The sequence below is a fragment of the Muricauda sp. SCSIO 64092 genome (genome assembly GCF_023016285.1).
Classification (GTDB): Bacteria; Bacteroidota; Bacteroidia; order Flavobacteriales; family Flavobacteriaceae; genus Croceivirga.
On the sequence record NZ_CP095413.1, the window covers coordinates 544,434 to 563,731 of the forward strand.

22 protein-coding genes are annotated in these 19,298 nt (G+C 42.2%); 13 read left to right on the forward strand and 9 right to left on the reverse strand.

The genetic code is table 11. The features are described 5' to 3' along the window. Positions 1-13: 13 nt before the first annotated feature. Together L0P88_RS02160 and L0P88_RS02165 are read left to right on the forward strand one after the other, a co-directional pair. Complete coding sequence (locus L0P88_RS02160; RefSeq protein ID WP_247133001.1) at positions 14-367, forward strand: DUF6249 domain-containing protein; 354 nt, start codon at positions 14-16, stop codon at positions 365-367. Positions 368-431: 64 nt separating this feature from the next. Beyond that, positions 432-1,064 (forward strand): MOSC domain-containing protein, encoded by a 633-nt coding sequence (locus L0P88_RS02165; protein WP_247133002.1) that lies wholly within the window; start codon positions 432-434, stop codon positions 1,062-1,064. 62 nt (positions 1,065-1,126) lie between these two features. Here the strand turns inward: L0P88_RS02165 and L0P88_RS02170 are convergent, their stop codons facing one another. Continuing rightward, a complete protein-coding gene (locus L0P88_RS02170; RefSeq protein ID WP_247133003.1) occupies positions 1,127-1,498 on the reverse strand; it encodes a hypothetical protein in 372 nt (123 codons plus the stop codon). 209 nt (positions 1,499-1,707) lie between these two features. Between L0P88_RS02170 and L0P88_RS02175 the strand changes: the two genes are divergently transcribed. Continuing rightward, complete coding sequence (locus L0P88_RS02175) at positions 1,708-2,589, forward strand: AraC family transcriptional regulator (RefSeq protein ID WP_247134826.1); 882 nt, start codon at positions 1,708-1,710, stop codon at positions 2,587-2,589. Continuing rightward, positions 2,590-3,186 carry an alpha-ketoglutarate-dependent dioxygenase AlkB family protein gene (locus L0P88_RS02180; RefSeq protein ID WP_247133004.1) on the forward strand — a complete coding sequence of 199 codons (597 nt, stop codon included), beginning with the start codon at positions 2,590-2,592 and terminating at the stop codon, positions 3,184-3,186. It begins immediately after the preceding gene. A gap of 34 nt (positions 3,187-3,220) precedes the next feature. Here the strand turns inward: L0P88_RS02180 and L0P88_RS02185 are convergent, their stop codons facing one another. After that, entirely contained in the window at positions 3,221-3,994 is a 774-nt protein-coding gene (locus tag L0P88_RS02185; protein ID WP_247133005.1) for a S1/P1 nuclease, read from the reverse strand. 130 nt (positions 3,995-4,124) lie between these two features. Here L0P88_RS02185 and L0P88_RS02190 point away from each other — a divergent pair, with 130 nt between their 5' ends. The 9 genes from L0P88_RS02190 to L0P88_RS02230 all read left to right on the forward strand — a co-directional run bounded on the left by L0P88_RS02190 (position 4,125) and on the right by L0P88_RS02230 (position 13,358). Beyond that, on the forward strand, positions 4,125-4,985 hold the full coding sequence (locus tag L0P88_RS02190) for an SPFH domain-containing protein (RefSeq protein ID WP_247133006.1): 861 nt from the start codon (positions 4,125-4,127) through the stop codon (positions 4,983-4,985). A gap of 12 nt (positions 4,986-4,997) precedes the next feature. Further along, a complete protein-coding gene (locus L0P88_RS02195; RefSeq protein ID WP_247133007.1) occupies positions 4,998-5,495 on the forward strand; it encodes a hypothetical protein in 498 nt (165 codons plus the stop codon). Continuing rightward, positions 5,482-5,640: a DUF4177 domain-containing protein gene (locus tag L0P88_RS02200; protein ID WP_247133008.1), complete on the forward strand. Its 159-nt coding sequence runs from the start codon at positions 5,482-5,484 to the stop codon at positions 5,638-5,640. Before L0P88_RS02195 ends, L0P88_RS02200 begins: the two co-directional genes overlap by 14 nt. Then, entirely contained in the window at positions 5,637-6,572 is a 936-nt protein-coding gene (locus L0P88_RS02205; protein ID WP_247133009.1) for an alpha/beta hydrolase family protein, read from the forward strand. Before L0P88_RS02200 ends, L0P88_RS02205 begins: the two co-directional genes overlap by 4 nt. Then, on the forward strand, positions 6,565-6,738 hold the full coding sequence (locus L0P88_RS02210) for an Arc family DNA binding domain-containing protein (protein WP_247133010.1): 174 nt from the start codon (positions 6,565-6,567) through the stop codon (positions 6,736-6,738). The genes L0P88_RS02205 and L0P88_RS02210 overlap by 8 nt, the downstream gene beginning before the upstream one ends. A gap of 64 nt (positions 6,739-6,802) precedes the next feature. Continuing rightward, positions 6,803-9,001, forward strand: a complete 2,199-nt coding sequence (locus L0P88_RS02215; RefSeq protein ID WP_247133011.1) for a DUF5916 domain-containing protein — start codon at positions 6,803-6,805, stop codon at positions 8,999-9,001. Positions 9,002-9,128: 127 nt separating this feature from the next. After that, positions 9,129-11,327 (forward strand): DUF5916 domain-containing protein, encoded by a 2,199-nt coding sequence (locus L0P88_RS02220; RefSeq protein WP_247133012.1) that lies wholly within the window; start codon positions 9,129-9,131, stop codon positions 11,325-11,327. Between the two features lie 45 nt (positions 11,328-11,372). Continuing rightward, complete coding sequence (locus L0P88_RS02225; protein WP_247133013.1) at positions 11,373-12,635, forward strand: DUF819 domain-containing protein; 1,263 nt, start codon at positions 11,373-11,375, stop codon at positions 12,633-12,635. Between the two features lie 36 nt (positions 12,636-12,671). Next, positions 12,672-13,358: a DUF4369 domain-containing protein gene (locus tag L0P88_RS02230; protein ID WP_247133014.1), complete on the forward strand. Its 687-nt coding sequence runs from the start codon at positions 12,672-12,674 to the stop codon at positions 13,356-13,358. A 3-nt stretch (positions 13,359-13,361) separates the two neighbouring features. On the opposite strand, the gene L0P88_RS02235 is transcribed toward L0P88_RS02230, so the two are convergent. The 7 genes from L0P88_RS02235 to L0P88_RS02265 all read right to left on the reverse strand — a co-directional run bounded on the left by L0P88_RS02235 (position 13,362) and on the right by L0P88_RS02265 (position 19,285). After that, positions 13,362-13,631 (reverse strand): hypothetical protein, encoded by a 270-nt coding sequence (locus tag L0P88_RS02235; RefSeq protein WP_158779384.1) that lies wholly within the window; start codon positions 13,629-13,631, stop codon positions 13,362-13,364. Positions 13,632-13,657: 26 nt separating this feature from the next. Then, on the reverse strand, positions 13,658-14,593 hold the full coding sequence (locus L0P88_RS02240; protein WP_247133015.1) for a type I phosphomannose isomerase catalytic subunit: 936 nt from the start codon (positions 14,591-14,593) through the stop codon (positions 13,658-13,660). Positions 14,594-14,627: 34 nt separating this feature from the next. After that, on the reverse strand, positions 14,628-15,035 hold the full coding sequence (locus L0P88_RS02245; RefSeq protein ID WP_247133016.1) for a 6-pyruvoyl trahydropterin synthase family protein: 408 nt from the start codon (positions 15,033-15,035) through the stop codon (positions 14,628-14,630). Next, positions 15,035-15,559, reverse strand: coding sequence for an isopentenyl-diphosphate Delta-isomerase (gene idi, locus L0P88_RS02250; RefSeq protein ID WP_247133017.1), 525 nt, complete (start codon positions 15,557-15,559; stop codon positions 15,035-15,037). Before idi ends, L0P88_RS02245 begins: the two co-directional genes overlap by 1 nt. Positions 15,560-15,632: 73 nt before the next feature. Beyond that, positions 15,633-16,580 carry a type IX secretion system membrane protein PorP/SprF gene (locus tag L0P88_RS02255; RefSeq protein WP_409557705.1) on the reverse strand — a complete coding sequence of 316 codons (948 nt, stop codon included), beginning with the start codon at positions 16,578-16,580 and terminating at the stop codon, positions 15,633-15,635. Positions 16,581-16,590: 10 nt separating this feature from the next. Continuing rightward, the gene (locus L0P88_RS02260; protein WP_247133018.1) at positions 16,591-18,612 is read right to left on the reverse strand and encodes an Ig-like domain-containing protein; all 2,022 of its coding nucleotides are present in this window, start codon (positions 18,610-18,612) and stop codon (positions 16,591-16,593) included. A 25-nt stretch (positions 18,613-18,637) separates the two neighbouring features. Continuing rightward, positions 18,638-19,285, reverse strand: coding sequence for a hypothetical protein (locus tag L0P88_RS02265; RefSeq protein ID WP_247133019.1), 648 nt, complete (start codon positions 19,283-19,285; stop codon positions 18,638-18,640). Between the last annotated feature and the right edge of the window lie 13 nt (positions 19,286-19,298).

A 19,298-nucleotide genomic window follows, 5' to 3' on the forward strand; every position in this document is an offset into this window, starting at 1 on the left:
TAAAAAAAGAAATATGGCATCAGCAATACTTGTACCAACGGGATTTTTTCTAACAGTTTTTGGAATAGTTTACCTGTTCCTTTCCACCAGGAACAAAGAACGATTGGCCCTCATAGAAAAAGGCGTGGACGCCAATGTTTTTGTTAGGACAAAAAATGATGGATATATTCCAGGGTGGAAAATATTTTTGATCAATTTCGCCATTCTCTTGATCAGTGTGGGCGTCGCCATCTTTTTAGCGGCAACATTGGTAGAGGTTCTGGGGGTTTATGAAGAGGTGGCGTATACGGGAACCATCTTTGCCATGGCCGGTATTGGCCTTTTGGTTGGCTTCAATATGACCAAAAAACTGGAGAAGGAAAACTAAATAGCGGCCAAACCTTTTAAAAGGACCATCGCCAATACGCGATGGTTTTTTTTATCTTCATACCATGAAAGTCATCAGTACCAACATTGCCCAACCAAAGACCGTTCTATGGAGGGGAAGGAAAATCCAAACCGGAATATATAAAAAACCTATTGATGAAGCCATTTTCCTTGGAAAAGAGGATGTGGCCAATGATGCTGTCATTGATCGAAAACACCATGGTGGGGAAAACAAGGCCTGTTACCTCTTTGGAGCTGATTATTATGACGATTGGAAAGAAAAGTACCCCCAATTGGATTGGGAATGGGGCATGTTTGGAGAAAATCTTACCGTAACGGCGTTGGATGAAAACAACCTGCAAATTGGGGCAATTTACAAACTGGGGAAAGCAGTGGTGCAGATTACGGAACCCAGACAACCTTGTTACAAGCTTGGAATAAAATTTGGTACTCAAAAGGTGATTTTGGAATTTTTGGAGTACGGACATCCGGGTACTTATGTTCGGATACTAAAAGAGGGGGATGTTTCAACCGGCGACGTCCTGGAATTGGCGGAAAATGGACCAAACTCCCTAACCGTGGCCCAGTATAATGAACTGGTCAACCAAAAGGTAAAGGATAGGGACTTGGTTGAATTGGCCATTGAAAATCCCTGTGTTAGCTTGAAAAAAAGGGAATTGTTCAAAAAATATGCTTAAAAAAAAGCCCCAGCGTATCCGCCGGGGCCTTTCAACAAACCGAATAAATTAACTAAACTTAACTACTTTACTTCTATTTTTTCCTTGAAAGTCTTGTTATTGTCAACAACAAGGACGGTGTACTCATTACTAAAGGCATTTTCAAAGTTGAATGCTTTTTCTATGACCAAATCACCCTCGTAAGACTCTCTGTACAATACTCTTCCCTCACTGTCGATAACTTTGATGGTCACCTTTTCCAGGTCAAGGTTCAATAAATTCATAAATAATTTACCCCCCTTCTTTTTGAAAACCGGATCCAATTCCACAGAAATTAGGTTTTTTTCCACTTCGCTGGCCTTTTTTCCAAAAGTTCCTTTAGGTCCATTAGCCATGCTCGCTACTGTAACAAACATTAAGGCTACTACTACTGTGTTTTTCATAATTGATTTCATGGCACTTCGTTTTTTTTGATTTGTAATTTTTACAGTACAAACATACAATCCCAAGCACCTTCAATTCTACCACAGATTTTTCCAATTTATATGGTATTTTAACCCCATTAAACTGTTAAATACTCTTAAAAGGTAAAATAGAACATATTTTGGTTAATTTTGTATAGAAAAGGGAAATCCGTCGGTAGTAATTTTATCGTATGGATAGTATGATGGAAGTAAAAAAACAAAAACCGACTTTTGAGGCCATAGAACCCAACTTTGGAAATTCTTTCACCTATAATAAGTACGATGAAAGTAGTGTAAAGAACCATACCATATGGCATTACCATCCAGAGATAGAATTGGTCTATGTGAACAGTGGCGCGGGAAAGCGCCAAATTGGGAGCCATGTTTCCTACTTCAGGGACGGTGATCTAATATTGATCGGCTCCAATTTGCCCCACTGCGGATTTATGGACAAGAATACCGGTAATAAGAGCCAGACCGTTATACATATGAAGAAAAACTTTTTGGGAAATGATTTCTTCGGTATTCCGGAAATGGCGAAAATCCAAAAGCTTTTGGATATTGCCAAAAGTGGTATTGCCTTCACAGGGAAGACAAAGACCAAAATAGGGGAAAAAATGGAGGTGATGGAATACCAATCCGACTTTCAGCGCCTGCTTTCCATTTTAAACATTCTTAATGAATTGGGAGCTTCAGACGAATATACCGTGCTCAATGCCGAAGGTTTTACCATGCAAAGCGAGGTAAAGGACAATGATCGCATCAATATTGTATTCAATCATGTCAAGAACAATTTTAAGGACGATATCAGCTTGGACGAGATGGCAGATATGGTCAGTATGACCGTTCCCTCTTTTTGTAGGTACTTTAAAAAGATTACCAATAAAACCTTCACACAATTTGTCAATGAGTACCGTTTGGTGCATGCTTCAAAATTGTTGGCCGAACAACCCATGAGCATTACCGAGGTATGCTATGAAAGTGGGTTTAACAATTTTTCCCATTTCAACAAGTCTTTTAAGGCCTTTACGGGACAGAATCCCTCAGAATATCGGAACCAATTAAAGAAAGTACTGCAATAAATGGGGCTTTTTCAGGAAAAAATCAGTTTAGAGTTCCCTAATTCAGATATTACGTACTATCCTGATTTTTTATCCCCCATAAAGGCACAAATGTATTTTAAAGCGCTAAAAAACAACGTTGCCTGGCAACAGGACGATATTACGGTATTTGGCAAAACCTATGCCCAACCCAGGTTGACCGCACTTTATGCCAGCAACAAAAAAGCGTACACCTATTCCAATATCACCATGCATCCCCAAGTGTTCTCTGGGGAATTGCTGAAAATAAAACAGAAATTGGAGAGGGATGTTGGAATCGTGTTCACTACTTGTTTAGTAAACCGTTATCGTGATGGCAAGGATAGCAACGGATGGCATGCGGACGATGAGAAAGAGCTGGGACAAAACCCCATTATTGCTTCCATTTCCTTGGGAGAGCAGCGTTACTTCCATCTAAGGCACAAAGAGGATAAGGCCTTAAAACACAAAATACTGTTGGAAAATGGAAGTTTGTTGCTCATGAAGGGGGAAACCCAGCATTTTTGGCAGCATCAAATCCCCAAGACCGCAAAAAAAATTGGGGAACGCATTAATCTGACCTTCAGGATCATCAAATGATGATGAAGGTGCAAGGGCTTTCCTTGGAACCCGCTTAGGAAAAAACCTCATTGAGGACCTTGGCCAAACGAAATCCTCCTTTTTTCAATTGTTCAAACACCATAGGATTGTACTCATAAGCGTAGGAATACCCTAGTTTTTCCTCAGCATTTGCGGAAGCATAAATCTGTTTGGCCAAAACATGGGATTCCTCCAACCAACTTTCAATTGTACCTTCCTGCATTTGTTTTCTTTCCTTCTTTGGTGTACTGCGGTCCAATTCATCCCCCAGCTCATAAAAACCCATCCCGTAGGTTTCCAAAAGATTGGTATCCCATAGTTTATGAAGATTCGACCGCTCATTGAACCATTGCAATGGGATGTCATTGCCCCCACGATCCACGGCCCGTCCAACATGCAAAGGCTGATGCAGATCACCCAGAAAATGGACCAGAAGTTTTAAGTGGAATATTTTGTCCGCGCGGCTACCGTTCCCATCCCTTAGCACCATTTTGCACTTGGCAATACCAGTAACAATATCACCTGCCGCACTCTTCTCGGAATCTTTATACGTCATATCCAAGGGATAATTCACATAATGCCAAGGGGTATACCCCGCATATTTCGTATCGGACTTTATTTCATCCGCATAGGTGGATACGAAGGCCAAACTATGTCCCTCCAACAGATTATCCAATGCTTTTTTTGCCTTCCTGGTCAAGTGCTTTTCGGCAATATATCCTGTGACCCTATGCCCTTTAGGACCCCAAACAAGGCTTCCAAAAGACAAAAGGGGAAGTAAAAACGCGATTAAAACAATGTTCCTCATCAATTTTTTTTCAAAAATAGAGCTTACCACGATAATGGATAACGGAAAAACGACAGAAAGCCTTCGATTTGGGAATTAAATTTTATTTTAATATATTTATAATATCATTTTAATATCAAATAACACTACAATGACAAATGAAAGATCAATACGTCCAATAAACGGTTATTTTATGCTGTTTATGTGTCTGCTGCTAAGTATTGGCGGCATCGCAATGATTGTTAACACCAAATCCCCCTGGTATGGGCTGGCCATATTCATTGGGTCTATTTTGGCCATTGGCCTTGTTTTAGTGAACCCTAATAGTTCCAGGGTGCTCTTATTGTTCGGAAAGTACGTGGGTACCATAAAAAGGAATGGATTGTTCTGGGTGAACCCCCTTTATTCAAAACGAAAAATATCCTTGAGGGCGAGCAATTTTGACAGTGAACGCTTAAAGGTGAACGATAAGCTGGGAAATCCCGTAATGATAAGCACCATTTTGGTCTGGAGGGTAACCGATACCTATAAAGCTGCATTTGATGTGGACGATTACAAAAATTTTGTCCGGGTACAGACGGATGCCGCGGTACGAAAGCTTGCCAGTATGTACCCCTATGACAATTTTGCCGATGAAGGTATCGAAGAGGACATCACCCTTCGCTCCAGTGTTAATGAGGTCAGTGAAGCTTTGGAAAAAGAAATCCAGGATAGATTGCAAATGGCCGGTATTGAGGTCCTTGAAGCCAGAATTGGTTATTTGGCCTATGCACAGGAAATTGCCAACGCCATGTTGAAAAGGCAGCAAGCGACCGCCATTGTTGCCGCACGCCATAAAATTGTGGAAGGGGCGGTAAGTATGGTGGAAATGGCCTTGGATGAACTTAACGAAAAAGACATTGTTGATTTGGATGAAGAGCGAAAAGCGGCCATGGTGAGCAATTTAATGGTTGTGCTCTGTTCCGATAAAGATGCCGCACCCATTGTGAATACCGGAACATTGAACCATTGATTACTATATAGTATGCGAGTATTTGAAGAAAAACAATGGTTTGACCAATGGTGGTTATGGGCCGTGTTCCTATTTTGTTTCGGTGCATTGTTTATTCGCCCGGTAAAACTCTTCCTATCGGAAGAACACTTCTCATTGGGTACTATGGAGCCAGGCTTCTGGATAGGACTTACCGTAATGTCTTTGGCCATCCCATTATTTAGATTGTTACTATTGCATACCGAAATTGATGATAGCGGGATTACCTATCAATTTTCGCCTTTCCATCGTTCCAAAAAACGGATTCGTTGGGATGAGGTAAAAAAATGCTATACTCGAAAATACCAACCGATCCTGGAATACGGAGGCTGGGGATTACGAATGGGACCCAAAGGCCGCGCTTACAATGTAAGAGGTAATTTTGGGGTTCAAATTGAATTTAAAAATGGTGACAAACTATTGATTGGAACCCAAAACCCGGAGCGGGCACAATACATAATAGATAAATATTTCAAAAATGAAGGAGTATAAAGTAGTAAGCTGGAAAATGAAACTTTCTGGCAACAATAAGCATTTGGAAGACACCCTAAACAACTATGCAAAGCAAGGTTGGGTGTTAAAGGATGTGGCAGAAAACACAATGCGAATCATTTTTGAACGAGACAAAAACAGATGAAAGCCTTTATAGCCATTTTCGTTCTGTTGGTAATGTACGGGACATCCCACGCCCAAGAAATTCTTGTGGAAGAAATCCCCATGACCAATGGGGACATTGAAATTCCAGGCGAATTGACCTATCCCAAATCTGAAGAAAAAATCCCACTGGTAGTTTTTGTACATGGGTCCGGAAATGGGGACAGAAATGGGAACCAAAGTCCTCTTGTCAACACCAATCTTATTAAACAATTGGCAGATAGCCTTACTATCAAAGGTTTTGGTTTCTATAGATATGACAAACGCAGTTCCATACCGGAAAATATGGAAAGATGGGGAAAGCCCTCTTTACTTGATATTGTCGCAGATGTAAATGTGGTTATCGATTATTTTGGTAGTGACAAAAGATTCTCTGGAATACATCTCATTGGTCACAGTCAAGGTTCCTTGATTGCCATGATGGCCAATCATCAAAAGGCAAGAACCTTTACATCACTTGCCGGTGCGGGCACCACTATTGACCAAACCTTGATTGGACAGATAACAGCACAAAATCAGGAGTTGGGAAAGATAACCGAACAACATATCAAAGAATTGATCCAAACGGATACCATTCAACAAGTAAATCCATTTTTGCTGTCCATTTTTGCTCCCAAAAATCAATCCTATCTCAAAGAATGGATATCCCTTGACCCAATTAAGGAAATAAAAACCGTGAACATACCTGTTTTGATTATTAATGGAGATTCCGATACACAAATATCCTTGAAAGATGCCCAGCGCCTTAAGGATGCAAAGTCAAATGCTGAGTTGGTTGTTATTCCAAAGATGAACCATGTACTCAAAACTGTTGAAAACCCGACAGAAAATACCGCTTCATATTCCAATCCGGATTTTCCGCTATCCGTGGAATTGATCAAAGAACTTGTTGAATTTATATCATCCAATGGCTAAGAAAAAAGCATTTGCCCTTCGTTTAAATGAAGATATGTTCAAGGCCATTGAAAAATGGGCTGCCGATGAATTTAGGAGTACCAATGGCCAAATTGAATGGATGCTGATGAAAAGCTTGAAAGAAGCGAAAAGGGCACCCAAAAGTAAAGGAGGAACAAGTGACTAATGTTTTGGCATTTTTTTAACGCAGCTTGTTATTAAATTAGCGCGACTAATTCGACAAATGGCCCATGGCAAAAGTTTACGTCGCACTGTTTTCCTTACTTTCCTTCGCCCTGGTCCATTCCCAAGATTTAAAAAAAACCTTCACCGTAAAATTCATCGATCAAGAAATCAAAATAGACGGTGTATTGGATGAATCCATATGGGAAACTGCGGAAAGCGCCCATAATTTTCAACAATACTTTCCTACGGATTCCATCTTGGCCGAACAACAAACGGATATTAAAATGTTGTACAGCAGTACTACACTATATATTGGTATTACGTTGGATACGGAGGGCAACGATTATGTGATTCCCTCGCTGGAACGTGACTTTAGGGCCGGTGGCAATGATAACATCAGTCTTTTGTTCGATACGTTCAATGATGGCACCAATGCCTTTTTGTTTGGCATGAACCCTTATGGTGTAAGACGCGAAGCATTGATTTCCAATGGGGGGAGCACATTGAGCGGCTTCACCACTTCCTGGGACATTAAATGGCGGGGCGAAGCGGTCATGAACGATGGAAATTACGTCTGTGAAATGGCCATTCCACTTACTTCATTTAAATTCAAACAGGGCGAAACCAAATGGCGGTTCAATAGCTATCGATTCGATATGCAGAGCAATGAAACCAGTACATGGGCAGAAATCCCTCAAAACCAGTTCGTCTTTAACCTTGCTTTTATGGGGGATATGGTCTTTGAAAAACCCTTGGGGAAATCCAGAACACCGCTGGCCATCATTCCCTATATCAATGGCATTTCACAAAAGGATTTTGAGACCGATGAAGGTTTAAACGATGTTACCTTTGGGGGCGATGCCAAAGTGGCCATAGGCAATGGACTTAACCTGGACATCACCGTAAACCCAGATTTTTCAAATGTACAGGTAGATAATATTTTTACCAACCTTACCCGTTTTGAAATATCGCTGCCAGAGAGACGGCAGTTCTTTATAGACAACAACGACCTTTTTGGCACATTTGGCAACGAGCGTGACTCCAACCCTTTTTTTTCCAGACGAATAGGGATTGCCGAAAATTTGGATGGGGAAACCATTGAAAACGGCATTGTTGGGGGAATTCGGTTGAGTGGCAAATTGGATGAGAACTGGCGTTTGGGCCTATTGAACATACAGACGGAAGAAGACATTCCCAATGAAATACCCAGCAACAACAACACTGTTCTGGCATTACAGAAAAAAGTCTTTTCCCGATCCAACCTCAGCTTCATATTTGTAAATCGCCAAACCTTTAAGGATTATGATTTTCTGGATGAAACGGATCGCTATAATCGGTTGGTGGGATTGGACTACAACCTGGCCTCTTCGGACAATACGTGGGTGGGCAAATTCTTTTACCACAAATCCTTTGCCCATGAAATAGGTGAGGATGACAATGCTGCCGGTGTGGATTTGCTGTACAACTCACGAAATCTAAATTTTGGGTGGCGCAGCAATTTTGTTGGCAATGATTTCAGGTCCGACCTGGGATTCATCAGACGTAAGGATATCATTGCCGCCCGGCCCTTTGTTGAGTACAACTTTTGGCCCAAAAAGGGCAAAATCAACACCCATGGGTTTCGTTTTGGGCCTAATTTCATCTGGAGACCGACCTTGGATTACCAGAACACGGACTATACTATTTTCAGTTCTTGGTCCGCAGAGTTTAAAAACCAATCCGGTCTTGGGGTTCGCATGTTCAACCGATTCACTTTCCTCGACGAACCCTTTGATCCCACAGGTACGGATGATGCCTTGGAATTACCGGCAAATCAGGGGTATCATTATACCAGTTTTGAAGTGGGGTTCGAATCGGACCCCCGAAAGGTGTTTTCTTATTTTTTTGAACCAGGGTACGGCGAATTTTTCAACGGTACGCGATTTGCCTTTGAAGGTGGAGCAAACCTACGACTGCAACCTAAGGTCTTTCTCTCGCTCGATTTGCGCTATGACCGCATACAGTTGCCCGACCCTTTTCCAAGTGCGGACCTATGGCTGGTAAGCCCCCGTATAAACATTACCTTTAGCAAGTCCATTTTTTGGTCCACTTTGATCCAGTACAGCAATCAAAGGGACAATCTTGGGGTCAATTCCAGATTGCAATGGCGCTTTGCCCCGCTTTCCGATCTTTTCATTGTCTATAACGACAACTATTTTGTGGAATCCTTTATGCCCCGAAATCGATCCATTAATTTAAGGTTGACCTATTGGTTAAATATCTAAGTGGCGGAAGGACCTGAAAACCTCAGTTCCGCCCTTTTATTTTTAGCAAGAAGGACCATTGGGTTTATTGGCATTTTTTTAACAGTACAACCTATTAAATTAGCCACCGCTAATTCAAAACCAAACAATGGCCAAGTTTTACACAGCCATACCTTTATTGTTCCTATTTCTAACCGTCCATTCCCAAAATAGTCTAAAATCCTTTACGGTTAAATTCGTGGATGCCACCATTAAACCAGATGGTGTCCTGGATGAGGCCATATGGGATACCGCGAATAGCTCCCAGGATTTTCATCAATACTTTCCTTCGGATTCGGTCATGGCCATAAAACAGACCGAAATAAAAATGCTCTACAACGCCACCACCCTATTCATTGGGATCAAGGCCAACGCCGATGGCCCCAACTACAATACTCGTTCCCTGCAACGTGATTTCAGGGGAGGAGGAATTGACCAAATTACCCTTGTATTTGATACCTTCAATGATGGCAATACCGCCTTCTTGTTCGGAATCAATCCATTTGGGGTCCGTAGGGAAGGACTAATTGCCAATGGCGGCATGGACGGGGGTGACTTTACTACCTCCTGGGACGTAAAATGGCGAGGAGATGCCAAAATTTATGACACCTATTTTACCGCTGAGTTGGCCATACCCCTGACCTCATTAAAGTTTAAGGAAGGAGAGACCAAATTCCGATTTAACTCCTATCGCCTGGACATGCAGACCAACGAACGCACCACCTGGGTCGATATTCCACAAAACCAGCCTATCTTTAGTCTTGCTTTTATGGGTGATATGATTTTTGAGAAGGGATTGGGAAAATCCAGAACCCCCTTGGCGCTCATTCCCTATATTAACGGAATTGCGGCCAGGGATTATGAAAGCGATCAAGACCTTAGTAACTTCAAGGTAGGGGCGGATGCCAAAGTCTCCATTGGCAATAGCCTTAACCTGGATTTGACCGTAAATCCGGACTTTTCAACGGTCGAAGTAGATAATTTTATTACCAACCTTACCCGATTTGAAATTGCCCTTCCCGAACGCAGGCAATTTTTTATTGATAATAATGACCTTTTTGGAAATTTTGGCGGTGGACGGGACGCCAATCCATTTTTCTCAAGGCGTATCGGCATTGCCACCGATACCGCCGGAAACACTATTGAGAACAGGATCATCGGAGGACTTCGACTTAGTGGAAAGCTCAATCGAAACCTTCGTCTGGGTTTTTTAAACATCCAGACCGAGGAAGATACCCCGAATGAAATCCCCTCCAACAATAACATGATGCTGGCCTTACAGCAAAAGATGTTCTCCCGCTCCAACCTCGGTTTTTTCTTTATAAATAGACAGGCGATCAACCCCGATGACTTTGTACCGGAAGAGGAAACATACAATCGGGTAATTGGATTGGATTACAATTTGGCTTCTGCGGACAACAACTGGACCGGCAAGTTCTATGCCCACAAATCCCTTCAACCGGGGGATGATAAGGGCTACTACTCCCTGGGGTTCAATCTGGGAAGGAACACCCGCAATTTTTTTGCTTTGGTCGATGTGGTTTCCATAGATGAGGAGTTCAATTCCGATCTTGGTTTTATTAGAAGAAAGGACATTTTTAAGGCGGCCACTATTTTGGAAGGACTTTATTGGCCAAAAAAGGGAAAAATCAACAGATATCAATTACAAGCGTTCAATGAGGTCACTTGGAGGCAAAATCTGGACTTCCTATATTCTGATTATAACCTCTCCCTGGAGGGTACTGCAGAGTTCAAGACATTGGAGCGTTTACAGGCACGTTTTCAGAAACGATTTGTCTTTCTGGTGGATGAATTTGAACCCACGGGAAAGGAAGACGCACTGCCCTTGCCCGCCAATACCGGGTACCATTTCAACAGAGTGGAACTGGAATTCCAGTCCGATCAACGAAAACTGTTCTCTTTTGGCATTGAACCCAGTTACGGGGAGTTTTTTAACGGAAATAGGTTTTCCGTTGAAAGTAGTTTTAATCTAAGGTTCCAGCCCAAGGTGGAGCTAGGCTTTAATATGCAATACGATCATATAGCACTTCCCGCCCCCTTCTCCTCTACGGATATCTGGCTCATTAGCCCTAGGGCCACCATAACATTTAGCAAATCGGTATTCTGGTCCACACTGGTCCAATATAGCAACCAAAGGGATAATTTGGGGGTCAATTCAAGGTTACAGTGGCGTTTTGCCCCCCTCTCGGATTTGTTCATCGTCTATAACGATAACTATTTCGTGAACACTTTTATGCCAAGAAGTCGTTCCCTAAACCTTAAATTAACATACTGGCTTAATATTTAAAAGTCTTTGGTTTCCTATATTTGGGTGAAATCCAAACCAATCGCAATGAACCAACTTCCCTTGACCGATGATACGGTAATTTTTGGCCTTTTGGCACTGTGCCTGGGCTTTGTTTTTTATACCTCTTCAATAAAAAAAGGTTTTTGGAAAAAGTTTTATACCATTATCCCAACGGTATTAATGTGTTATTTACTGCCCTCTATTTTTACCAGTACAGGCATAGTGGATGAGGAAAGCTCCAATCTGTATTATGTAGCTAGCCGCTACTTATTGCCCGCTGCGCTGATCCTAATGACCTTGAGTATCGATCTAAAGGCCATAGCCAATCTGGGTTCAAAGGCGTTGATCATGTTTTTGACCGGTACCGTTGGTATCATTATAGGAGGGCCCATCGCTATTCTGATCGTGTCCATTTTTTCGCCGGAAACCGTTGGCGGAGCGGATTTTGATGCGGTTTGGCGTGGATTGGCAACCATTGCGGGTAGTTGGATCGGTGGTGGGGCCAACCAAGCGGCCATGCTTGAAGTATTTAAATACAATCCTGAGAATTTTGGGAATATGGTACTGGTGGATGTTTTTATGGCCAATGTTTGGATGGCCATTCTGCTCCTGGGGATTGGAAAGACCAAGAAAATTGATGGTTGGTTGAAAGCGGATACTTCGTCCATTGAACAACTAAAACAAAAGGTATCCGACTACACCGAGAAAATCTCTCGGATCACTACCCTGCATGACTTGATGATGCTTTTGTTCTTTGCTTTTTTGGGCGTCAGTATTGCCCATTTTTTTGGACACCACTTTTCTGAATTTCTAAAGGATAACTTTGAGGTCATCAGGAATAAGGAAAAAGCGCTATCCTCCTTAGGGTCCAAATTCCTATGGATGGTGGTTATGGCCACCGTAGTGGGTGTTGGCCTATCGTTTACCAAAGCAAAAAACTACGAGGGTGCAGGTGCCAGTAAAATTGGAGGCATGTTTATCTATGTCTTAGTGGCCACCATTGGTATGAAAATGGATTTGAGCAAGATTTTTGACAACCCTGGCCTTCTTGCTGTAGGATTTATCTGGATTGCCATTCACGCTGGATTATTGATTTTGGTCGCCAAAATTATAAAAGCTCCTTACTTTTTCCTGGCGGTGGGAAGCCAGGCCAATGTTGGAGGGGCAGCATCCGCCCCCGTGGTAGCGGCAGAATTTCACCCTTCTTTAACATCAGTTGGCATTCTTTTGGCCGTTTTTGGCTATGTCGTGGGGACCGCGGGAGCCTATTTGTGTGCCATTTTAATGGAAATTGCTTCAACCATTTAACTAGAGTTTCGATATTTGCCGTTTCAACAAAGCATAATGAAAAGAATTTTACTCGTAGTTTTTTCCATTTCAATCCTGATCTCCTGCACCCGCAGTGAAAACACGATGCTGGTTTCGGGAAATATCCAAGGCTTAAAAAAGGGATGGCTCTATCTTCAAAAGACGGAAGATTCCCTATTGATAAATGTAGACTCCCTGGAAATTAGGGGAGACGGCGCTTTTTCATTCCAATATGAAATGGAACATCCAGAATTGTTTTATCTCTATTTGGATAAAGCGGACAATAATGATGTTAACGATCGTATTCCCTTTTTTGGGGAAAAGGGAAACATATGGATCAGTACAAGTTGGAACCAATTTGAAAAGCAAGCTAAAATCACGGGATCCAAACATCACGATGATTTTGCGGAGTACAAGGAAATGATGTCCAACTTTAACAAAAGGGATTTGGAATTGGCCCAAACTGCTTTTTCAGAAAGTGACACCCTTAAAATTGATTCCTTGGAAAGCCTGGCAGAACGGAATTATATCAATCGTTACCGCTACTTATTGAACTTTAGCTTAACGCACCCCAATTCCTATGTTACGCCTTACATTGCCCTTACGAACGGGGAAGAGGCCAATCCCATCTATTTGGATTCCATTTATTCGATTTTACCGGATAGCATTGCCAGCAGTAAATATGGAAGGGCACTCAAAGAAATGGTGGACAGGTTGCCTTAAGGACTAAGCCAGTTTGTCCAAATCCTCGATTAAGGCGGTTGCTTTTTCCTCCAACTCGCTCCTAATGGACTTGAAATGGCCTTTTTTATCACTCACATCCTTTTGATGCACTTTGCCCATTAATTCATCAAAAACCTGAATGGACCTATCGATAATTGCTGAGCCTTCATTGGAGTCCATATTGTTTGTAGCGGATTCCCATTGATATACTGCTTCAATAATATCGCCCAAAACAAAATTGATGTCTTTTTTAAGGTCCCGTATATTGGCCATGGAAATATTTTTTTCTAAAAGTACAATTAAATCGTTACTTCCAAAAGTTGGCTTCCCTCCGTAGCAATTTCAATTCTAGTGCTGGAGGCCGATACCAACAGTGTTCCGCCTTTTTCGATGGAAGTGCTGCCCCAGTCGTTGGTCACCTTGGCAGCCCCGTCAACACAGAGATAAATGGAAAACGAATCCCTGTCTACGACATCTTGGACAAAATCTTGGGTGAGATCAAGAAAATTGGTTTTAAAATAGGGACAGTCGACCATCCCGTTTAGGGTATCGGGAATTCTTGCATAATCGACCTTAAAATCATCTTTCTTGTCAAAATCGATGGCATCTACCGCCAATTCGGTATGCAACTCCCGTAGATTGCCATTTTTATCCCGACGATTAAAATCAAAAACACGGTACGTAATGTCCGAAGTCTGTTGTATCTCCGCCAACAGTACGCCTCCCCCAATAGCATGTATTTTTCCCGTATTGATAAAATACGTATCCCCGGCTACCACCTCTTCATAATTTAACAGATCCAAAAGTGTATTTTCCTCCAAACTCTTGACATATTCCTCCTTGTCCACATCTTTATTGAATCCAACTATCAATTTGGCGCCAACATCGGCATCCATTACATGCCACATTTCCGTTTTTCCAAAGGAGTTATGACGTTGTTTGGCCAGTTCGTCATTTGGATGCAGTTGAATGGAAAGATCTTGTTTCGCGTCAATAAACTTAATGAGTATGGGAAACTCGTGACCAAAACGTTCAATAACGCCTTTACCCATTAGATCCATGGGATATTTTTTAATCAACTCATTGAGTGAGGTGCCTGCAAGTGCCCCATTGCCAACAATGGAAACATCGCCTTTAACACCGGAAAGCTCCCAGCTTTCTCCCGTTGTTTCAGTTTCACTGGGTTTATTGAAAAGCTGTTTTAGTTTATCGCCGCCCCAAAGACGGTCTTTCATTATGGGGGTGAATTTTAAGGGATATAGCATAAGGTTATCCTGAATAGGTGACAAAATTTCTTGGGGTCTCGTACAACGTAATTTCCAATTCCTTACTGGAATCGATATAAGGGCGTAGTTTGTTATAAATAACAACCGCTATGTTTTCGGCCGTTGGATTCAATTCCTTGAATTCAGGGACCTCAACGTTTAAATTCTTATGGTCCATGGCATCCTCAACTTCCGCTTTTATCAGGTCCTTTAATTCCTTCATATCCATAACGTAACCCGTTTCCTTGTCGATCTCACCGGTAACGCTGACAATTAAGTCATAGTTATGTCCATGATAGCGGGGATTATTGCACTTACCAAAGGTTGCCTCATTTTTTTCAAAGCTCCAATCTGCCCTAAATAAACGGTGTGCGGCATTAAAATGTGCTTTTCTACTAACTTTGACTCTCATCAACCAATACTTTTGACCAAATAATTATAAAAACGCTCAAAGATAATCTTAAACCATGCCGTATAGGCTTCGGGGTTTTTACCAATATCACGCCTAATATCTTCTGGGAACATCCATTTCCAATCCGCCACCTCTTCCGGGTTAATTTTTGGATCGTCATTATAGTGACCCACCATAACATGGTCCAATTCGTGTTCCGTCAATCCATTATCGAACGGAGCCTTATAAATAAAGGAAAACACCTCTTTTAACTCGGTGACAAAACCCATTTCTTGCATCAGACGCCTTTTCCCCGCTTCAATGTTGGTCTCACCATCCCTTTGATGACTGCAACAGGTATTGGTCCATAATAAAGGCGAATGGTACTTTTGGGTCGCCCGTTGTTGAAGCATAATCTCCCCATTGTCATTCATGACAAAAACAGAAAATGCCCTATGGAGCACCGCTTTTTCATGAGCTTCCATTTTGGGCATCAATCCAATCTGCTCATCATTTGGATTGACCAAAATAACTTTCTCTTCCATAGGTGTAAAAATACGTCCTTTGCTTGACTGAACATATCAAGCTTTATATAAAATATTGATGATCGGATAGGGTTTAGAAGAACCTTGGCGATTTTAAGTTGCCCAAACGCTGAATGAAATCATACCGCAAAATAATCTCAAAAGAGCCATCATTAAATGTAGTGGCGCCCAAATCCGTGGTTTCACGGTCGTGCGCAATTCCGATCAGGAGTTTGTCGGAAATATTAAACCCCACCATTCCGCTAAAGGCGGCATCCCATCTGTAGGCCGCTCCTACAATGAATTTATCATTGAACATAAAATTTGCCGAAAGGTCCACCTGTAAAGGAGCTCCTTCGACCCATTTGGTCAATAGTGCCGGTTTGAATTTTAAAAAGGGGTTCAAATCCCAGACATAGCCCGTAATAAGGTACCAACTCATCCGCTCCCTTGCTGTGGACAGGGAAGATTCCTCAAAATGTTCCGTTTCGAGCATTCTTGGGACGGACAAACCGGTGTAGAACCGATCGGTATGGTAATATATGCCCGCACCTACATTGGGTGAAAAGCGGTTGTCAATATCAGAAGGGAGAGTCACTTGACCTTGCAAAGTGCCCGTTTCCAATTGGGAAAATTGTATATCCAATAAATGGGCGCTGGCTTTTAAACCAAAACTCAATTTTCCATCAATGCCCGTCTGAATGGTGTAAGAGAAATCAACATCAAAATACGTTTCAGAAGTAGGTCCAATGACATCGTTGACAATGGAAACCCCCAAACCTACACCCCTATAGCCCATTGGCGTATGCAGATTAAGTGTTTGTGTTTCCGGTGCACCGTCCAGACCTACCCATTGCGCCCTGTACAAGGCGGCAATGCTCAAGTGCCCCCTTGAGCCCGCATATGCCGGGTTTACACTGACCGTATTGTACATATACTGTGTATATTGGGCATCTTGTTGGGCGTGAGACCAAAACCCAAGTACCAATAGACTGACCAATACCAACCATTTCTGGAATACCGCTAAATTTATTCTCTCCACAACTTTACCTTTACCTGTTTATATATATATAGCCCGATAGTTGTTTCATTTGGCCTGTTTGGTCTTCAAAATCAATGATGTAAAAATATGTTCCGGTGGGAAGTTTGCTGTCCTGATCAACCGTAACCCTGCCTTGCGAGGTCCCATCAAAATTGTTTGAGTCATTATCGTATGCCCTTGTCTTAAAAACCAATACCCCCCACCTATTAAAGATTTTCACAGTGTTATTGGGGTAATTCCCTATGTTTTCAATAAAGAGTGTATCAAAATTCCCATCTCCATTTGGTGTCAAAATCTGAATGACCAGAATCTCTTCTTCACCAGGTAACGTGGGCTCCAAATCAGAATCCAGATAATTTGGAATACCATTGCCATTGGAATCATCATTGGCATAATTCCCGTCCGAGTCCAAATCTTCATCAACGGTATCAATACCATCATCATCATCGTCCGTATCCCTATAATCTGGAATGTCATCACCATCGGTATCCGGTAAATCCGTAGTTGGGTCGTCGATTTCATCATTCACATCCACGTCAACTAAAACACTTCCTTCATAACCATCATCCAGACCATCACCATCGGTATCGGAATCTATCCAAATTGCATCCGGTAACCCATTTTGGTCAAAATCATTGCCTTCTATATTATCTGGGATACCATCATTGTCACTGTCTTCATCCACGTAATCGGGAATACCGTCCCCGTCCGTATCCAAAGGAATCAATCCAAGATTTCCATTTTGTTCATAGGCATCGTCCAAACCGTTGTTGTTTGCATCCCCAGCGCTCGGAGAAATGTAACCAATGGTTACCTGTGCTTCAATGTTATCGGGAATACCATCATTATCACTATCAATATCCAAGTAATCGGGAATACCATCCCCATCGGTGTCCGTTGGGTTTGTAGCAGGATCATTATCCCCATCCAGGTTCAAATCTTCAAAGGTGTCCACGATACCATCGTTGTCCAAATCCAGATCGGTCATTTGCGTTACCACAACAGTAACCGTGGCAGTGCTACAATTGCTTTGGTCATCACAAACGGTATACTCAAAAGTATCCGTTCCTTCAAAACCTGGATTTGGGGTATAGGTCACAAAATCATCCGATATGTCCCCGGGCGTTCCATTGTCATTTAGGGTTACCGTTCCATTGGTTGGATTTGTAGTGGCCAATGTTCCAAGGTTGGGAATATCATTATCATTCATCAATACATTGATGTCAACTGCAATACCTTCTTCCGTGAAAACGGAATCGTCAAATGCATCCACTATGGGTAAAACGTCCACCGTGACTGTTGCGGAACTACAATCACCAATAGTATTACACACCGTGTATGTAAAACTGTCCGCCCCGTTAAAGTCGGGATTTGGTATATAAGTTACACTATCGTCGGTTGGATTATTTGGAGTGCCATTATCATCAATGTTTACACTACCATTTGCTGGGTTTGAAGCGGTCAATGTACCCACCGTGGGTAAATCGGAGTCATTGGCATAAATAGGAACAATGACCGAATCATCTTCATTTACGGTAACACTATCGTCCTGGAGACTGGCCGCCTGCTGCATACAGACTACCGTAAATCTTGGAAGCTCCATCGTATTACCAACTTTTGTAATTGTGGCTATGTAGCGTTCCACAGTTTCGGTAGCTATAACGGTTGGTTGGGTTCCCGTTAAGGAGGCATCGTTCCAACCAACGGTTGCACTTCCCTGGACATTGGCTGAAACATCCAAGGTAACTTCATTGGAAGGAGCGTTGCAGTTGGTTATGATGAAATATCCAGTAGCATTGGAACCGCAAAGCGTACCATCATAGGTCGCAAAATAGACCCCTGGTTGGGTTACCTCATAAAAAGAGTCCGTTCCCAAAACGGTAGCCGTATCAGAGGCTTCATACCAACGATAATTACCTTCATCCCCACTATTTGGAGCTTGAAGCAGAAATTGGGCGTTGGCAATTGATACTCCCAAGACCGTAAGGACAATACTTATGAAAAGGCTTTTATGTGCAGTGAAATATCTCAATTCGATTTGGGGTCGGTTTAATACATTATTTTACAACAAATACCACATTAATAAGAGAGTTGTAGTCTGCAGGTTGACCAATAATATCGTACTCCATTTCTCCAGTTGCCCCATTAATGCTAATGTTTGCAAACACCAATGGATCGAAATAGGTAACGTAATAATAAAGCTCGTTCGCAGCATAAACCGGTATATCCGGGGCGGGTGTTGCACCGTCCATGCTTCGTACCAAATTAGAATTGCCGGATCCAAACTGATTCAAGTACTGCTGATACAGATTCACTGTTCTATTGGTACCATTTGACGAGGCATCAATAGCTATGGAAGGAGGATAAAAAATCCGCCCTGATGCCGAGGTAATCGGTGCTATATCCTGGATAACATCTTCAACCGAAGATTCAGTATTGCCATCCCCATCCACATCAATTGGAGTGTCCGAATTCACCTCAGAAGCAGCCTGGTCATCCGTGGCCCTAGCCCATGACGATCCGTTATAATAGTAAATTACATTGTCATCGGTATTGTATAAACATTGTCCTATGGAAGCTCCGGAAATTCCAGACATTTCTGCTGTTGTCGCCGTAGGAAGTCCCATTAATGAATTCGCATCAATTTGTGCATTTATCGTAAGCACTGTACTTGTAAATGCCAATGTTAAGATTGCTTTCTTCATTAGTATCTTTTTT

Bases quoted from the DNA above. Each gene is read 5' to 3' on its own strand.
- L0P88_RS02210 (WP_247133010.1), top strand. From the start codon at position 6,565: ATGGCTAAGAAAAAAGCATTTGCCCTTCGTTTAAATGAAGATATGTTC.
- L0P88_RS02195 (WP_247133007.1), top strand. From the start codon at position 4,998: ATGCGAGTATTTGAAGAAAAACAATGGTTTGACCAATGGTGGTTATGG.
- L0P88_RS02265 (WP_247133019.1), bottom strand. From the start codon at position 19,285: ATGAAGAAAGCAATCTTAACATTGGCATTTACAAGTACAGTGCTTACG.
- idi (WP_247133017.1), bottom strand. From the start codon at position 15,559: ATGGAAGAGAAAGTTATTTTGGTCAATCCAAATGATGAGCAGATTGGA.
- L0P88_RS02230 (WP_247133014.1), top strand. From the start codon at position 12,672: ATGAAAAGAATTTTACTCGTAGTTTTTTCCATTTCAATCCTGATCTCC.
- L0P88_RS02170 (WP_247133003.1), bottom strand. From the start codon at position 1,498: ATGAAATCAATTATGAAAAACACAGTAGTAGTAGCCTTAATGTTTGTT.
- L0P88_RS02220 (WP_247133012.1), top strand. From the start codon at position 9,129: ATGGCCAAGTTTTACACAGCCATACCTTTATTGTTCCTATTTCTAACC.
- L0P88_RS02235 (WP_158779384.1), bottom strand. From the start codon at position 13,631: ATGGCCAATATACGGGACCTTAAAAAAGACATCAATTTTGTTTTGGGC.
- L0P88_RS02175 (WP_247134826.1), top strand. From the start codon at position 1,708: ATGATGGAAGTAAAAAAACAAAAACCGACTTTTGAGGCCATAGAACCC.
- L0P88_RS02165 (WP_247133002.1), top strand. From the start codon at position 432: ATGAAAGTCATCAGTACCAACATTGCCCAACCAAAGACCGTTCTATGG.
- L0P88_RS02160 (WP_247133001.1), top strand. From the start codon at position 14: ATGGCATCAGCAATACTTGTACCAACGGGATTTTTTCTAACAGTTTTT.
- L0P88_RS02245 (WP_247133016.1), bottom strand. From the start codon at position 15,035: ATGAGAGTCAAAGTTAGTAGAAAAGCACATTTTAATGCCGCACACCGT.
- L0P88_RS02200 (WP_247133008.1), top strand. From the start codon at position 5,482: ATGAAGGAGTATAAAGTAGTAAGCTGGAAAATGAAACTTTCTGGCAAC.
- L0P88_RS02240 (WP_247133015.1), bottom strand. From the start codon at position 14,593: ATGAAAGACCGTCTTTGGGGCGGCGATAAACTAAAACAGCTTTTCAAT.
- L0P88_RS02215 (WP_247133011.1), top strand. From the start codon at position 6,803: ATGGCAAAAGTTTACGTCGCACTGTTTTCCTTACTTTCCTTCGCCCTG.
- L0P88_RS02205 (WP_247133009.1), top strand. From the start codon at position 5,637: ATGAAAGCCTTTATAGCCATTTTCGTTCTGTTGGTAATGTACGGGACA.
- L0P88_RS02180 (WP_247133004.1), top strand. From the start codon at position 2,590: ATGGGGCTTTTTCAGGAAAAAATCAGTTTAGAGTTCCCTAATTCAGAT.
- L0P88_RS02185 (WP_247133005.1), bottom strand. From the start codon at position 3,994: ATGAGGAACATTGTTTTAATCGCGTTTTTACTTCCCCTTTTGTCTTTT.
- L0P88_RS02190 (WP_247133006.1), top strand. From the start codon at position 4,125: ATGACAAATGAAAGATCAATACGTCCAATAAACGGTTATTTTATGCTG.
- L0P88_RS02225 (WP_247133013.1), top strand. From the start codon at position 11,373: ATGAACCAACTTCCCTTGACCGATGATACGGTAATTTTTGGCCTTTTG.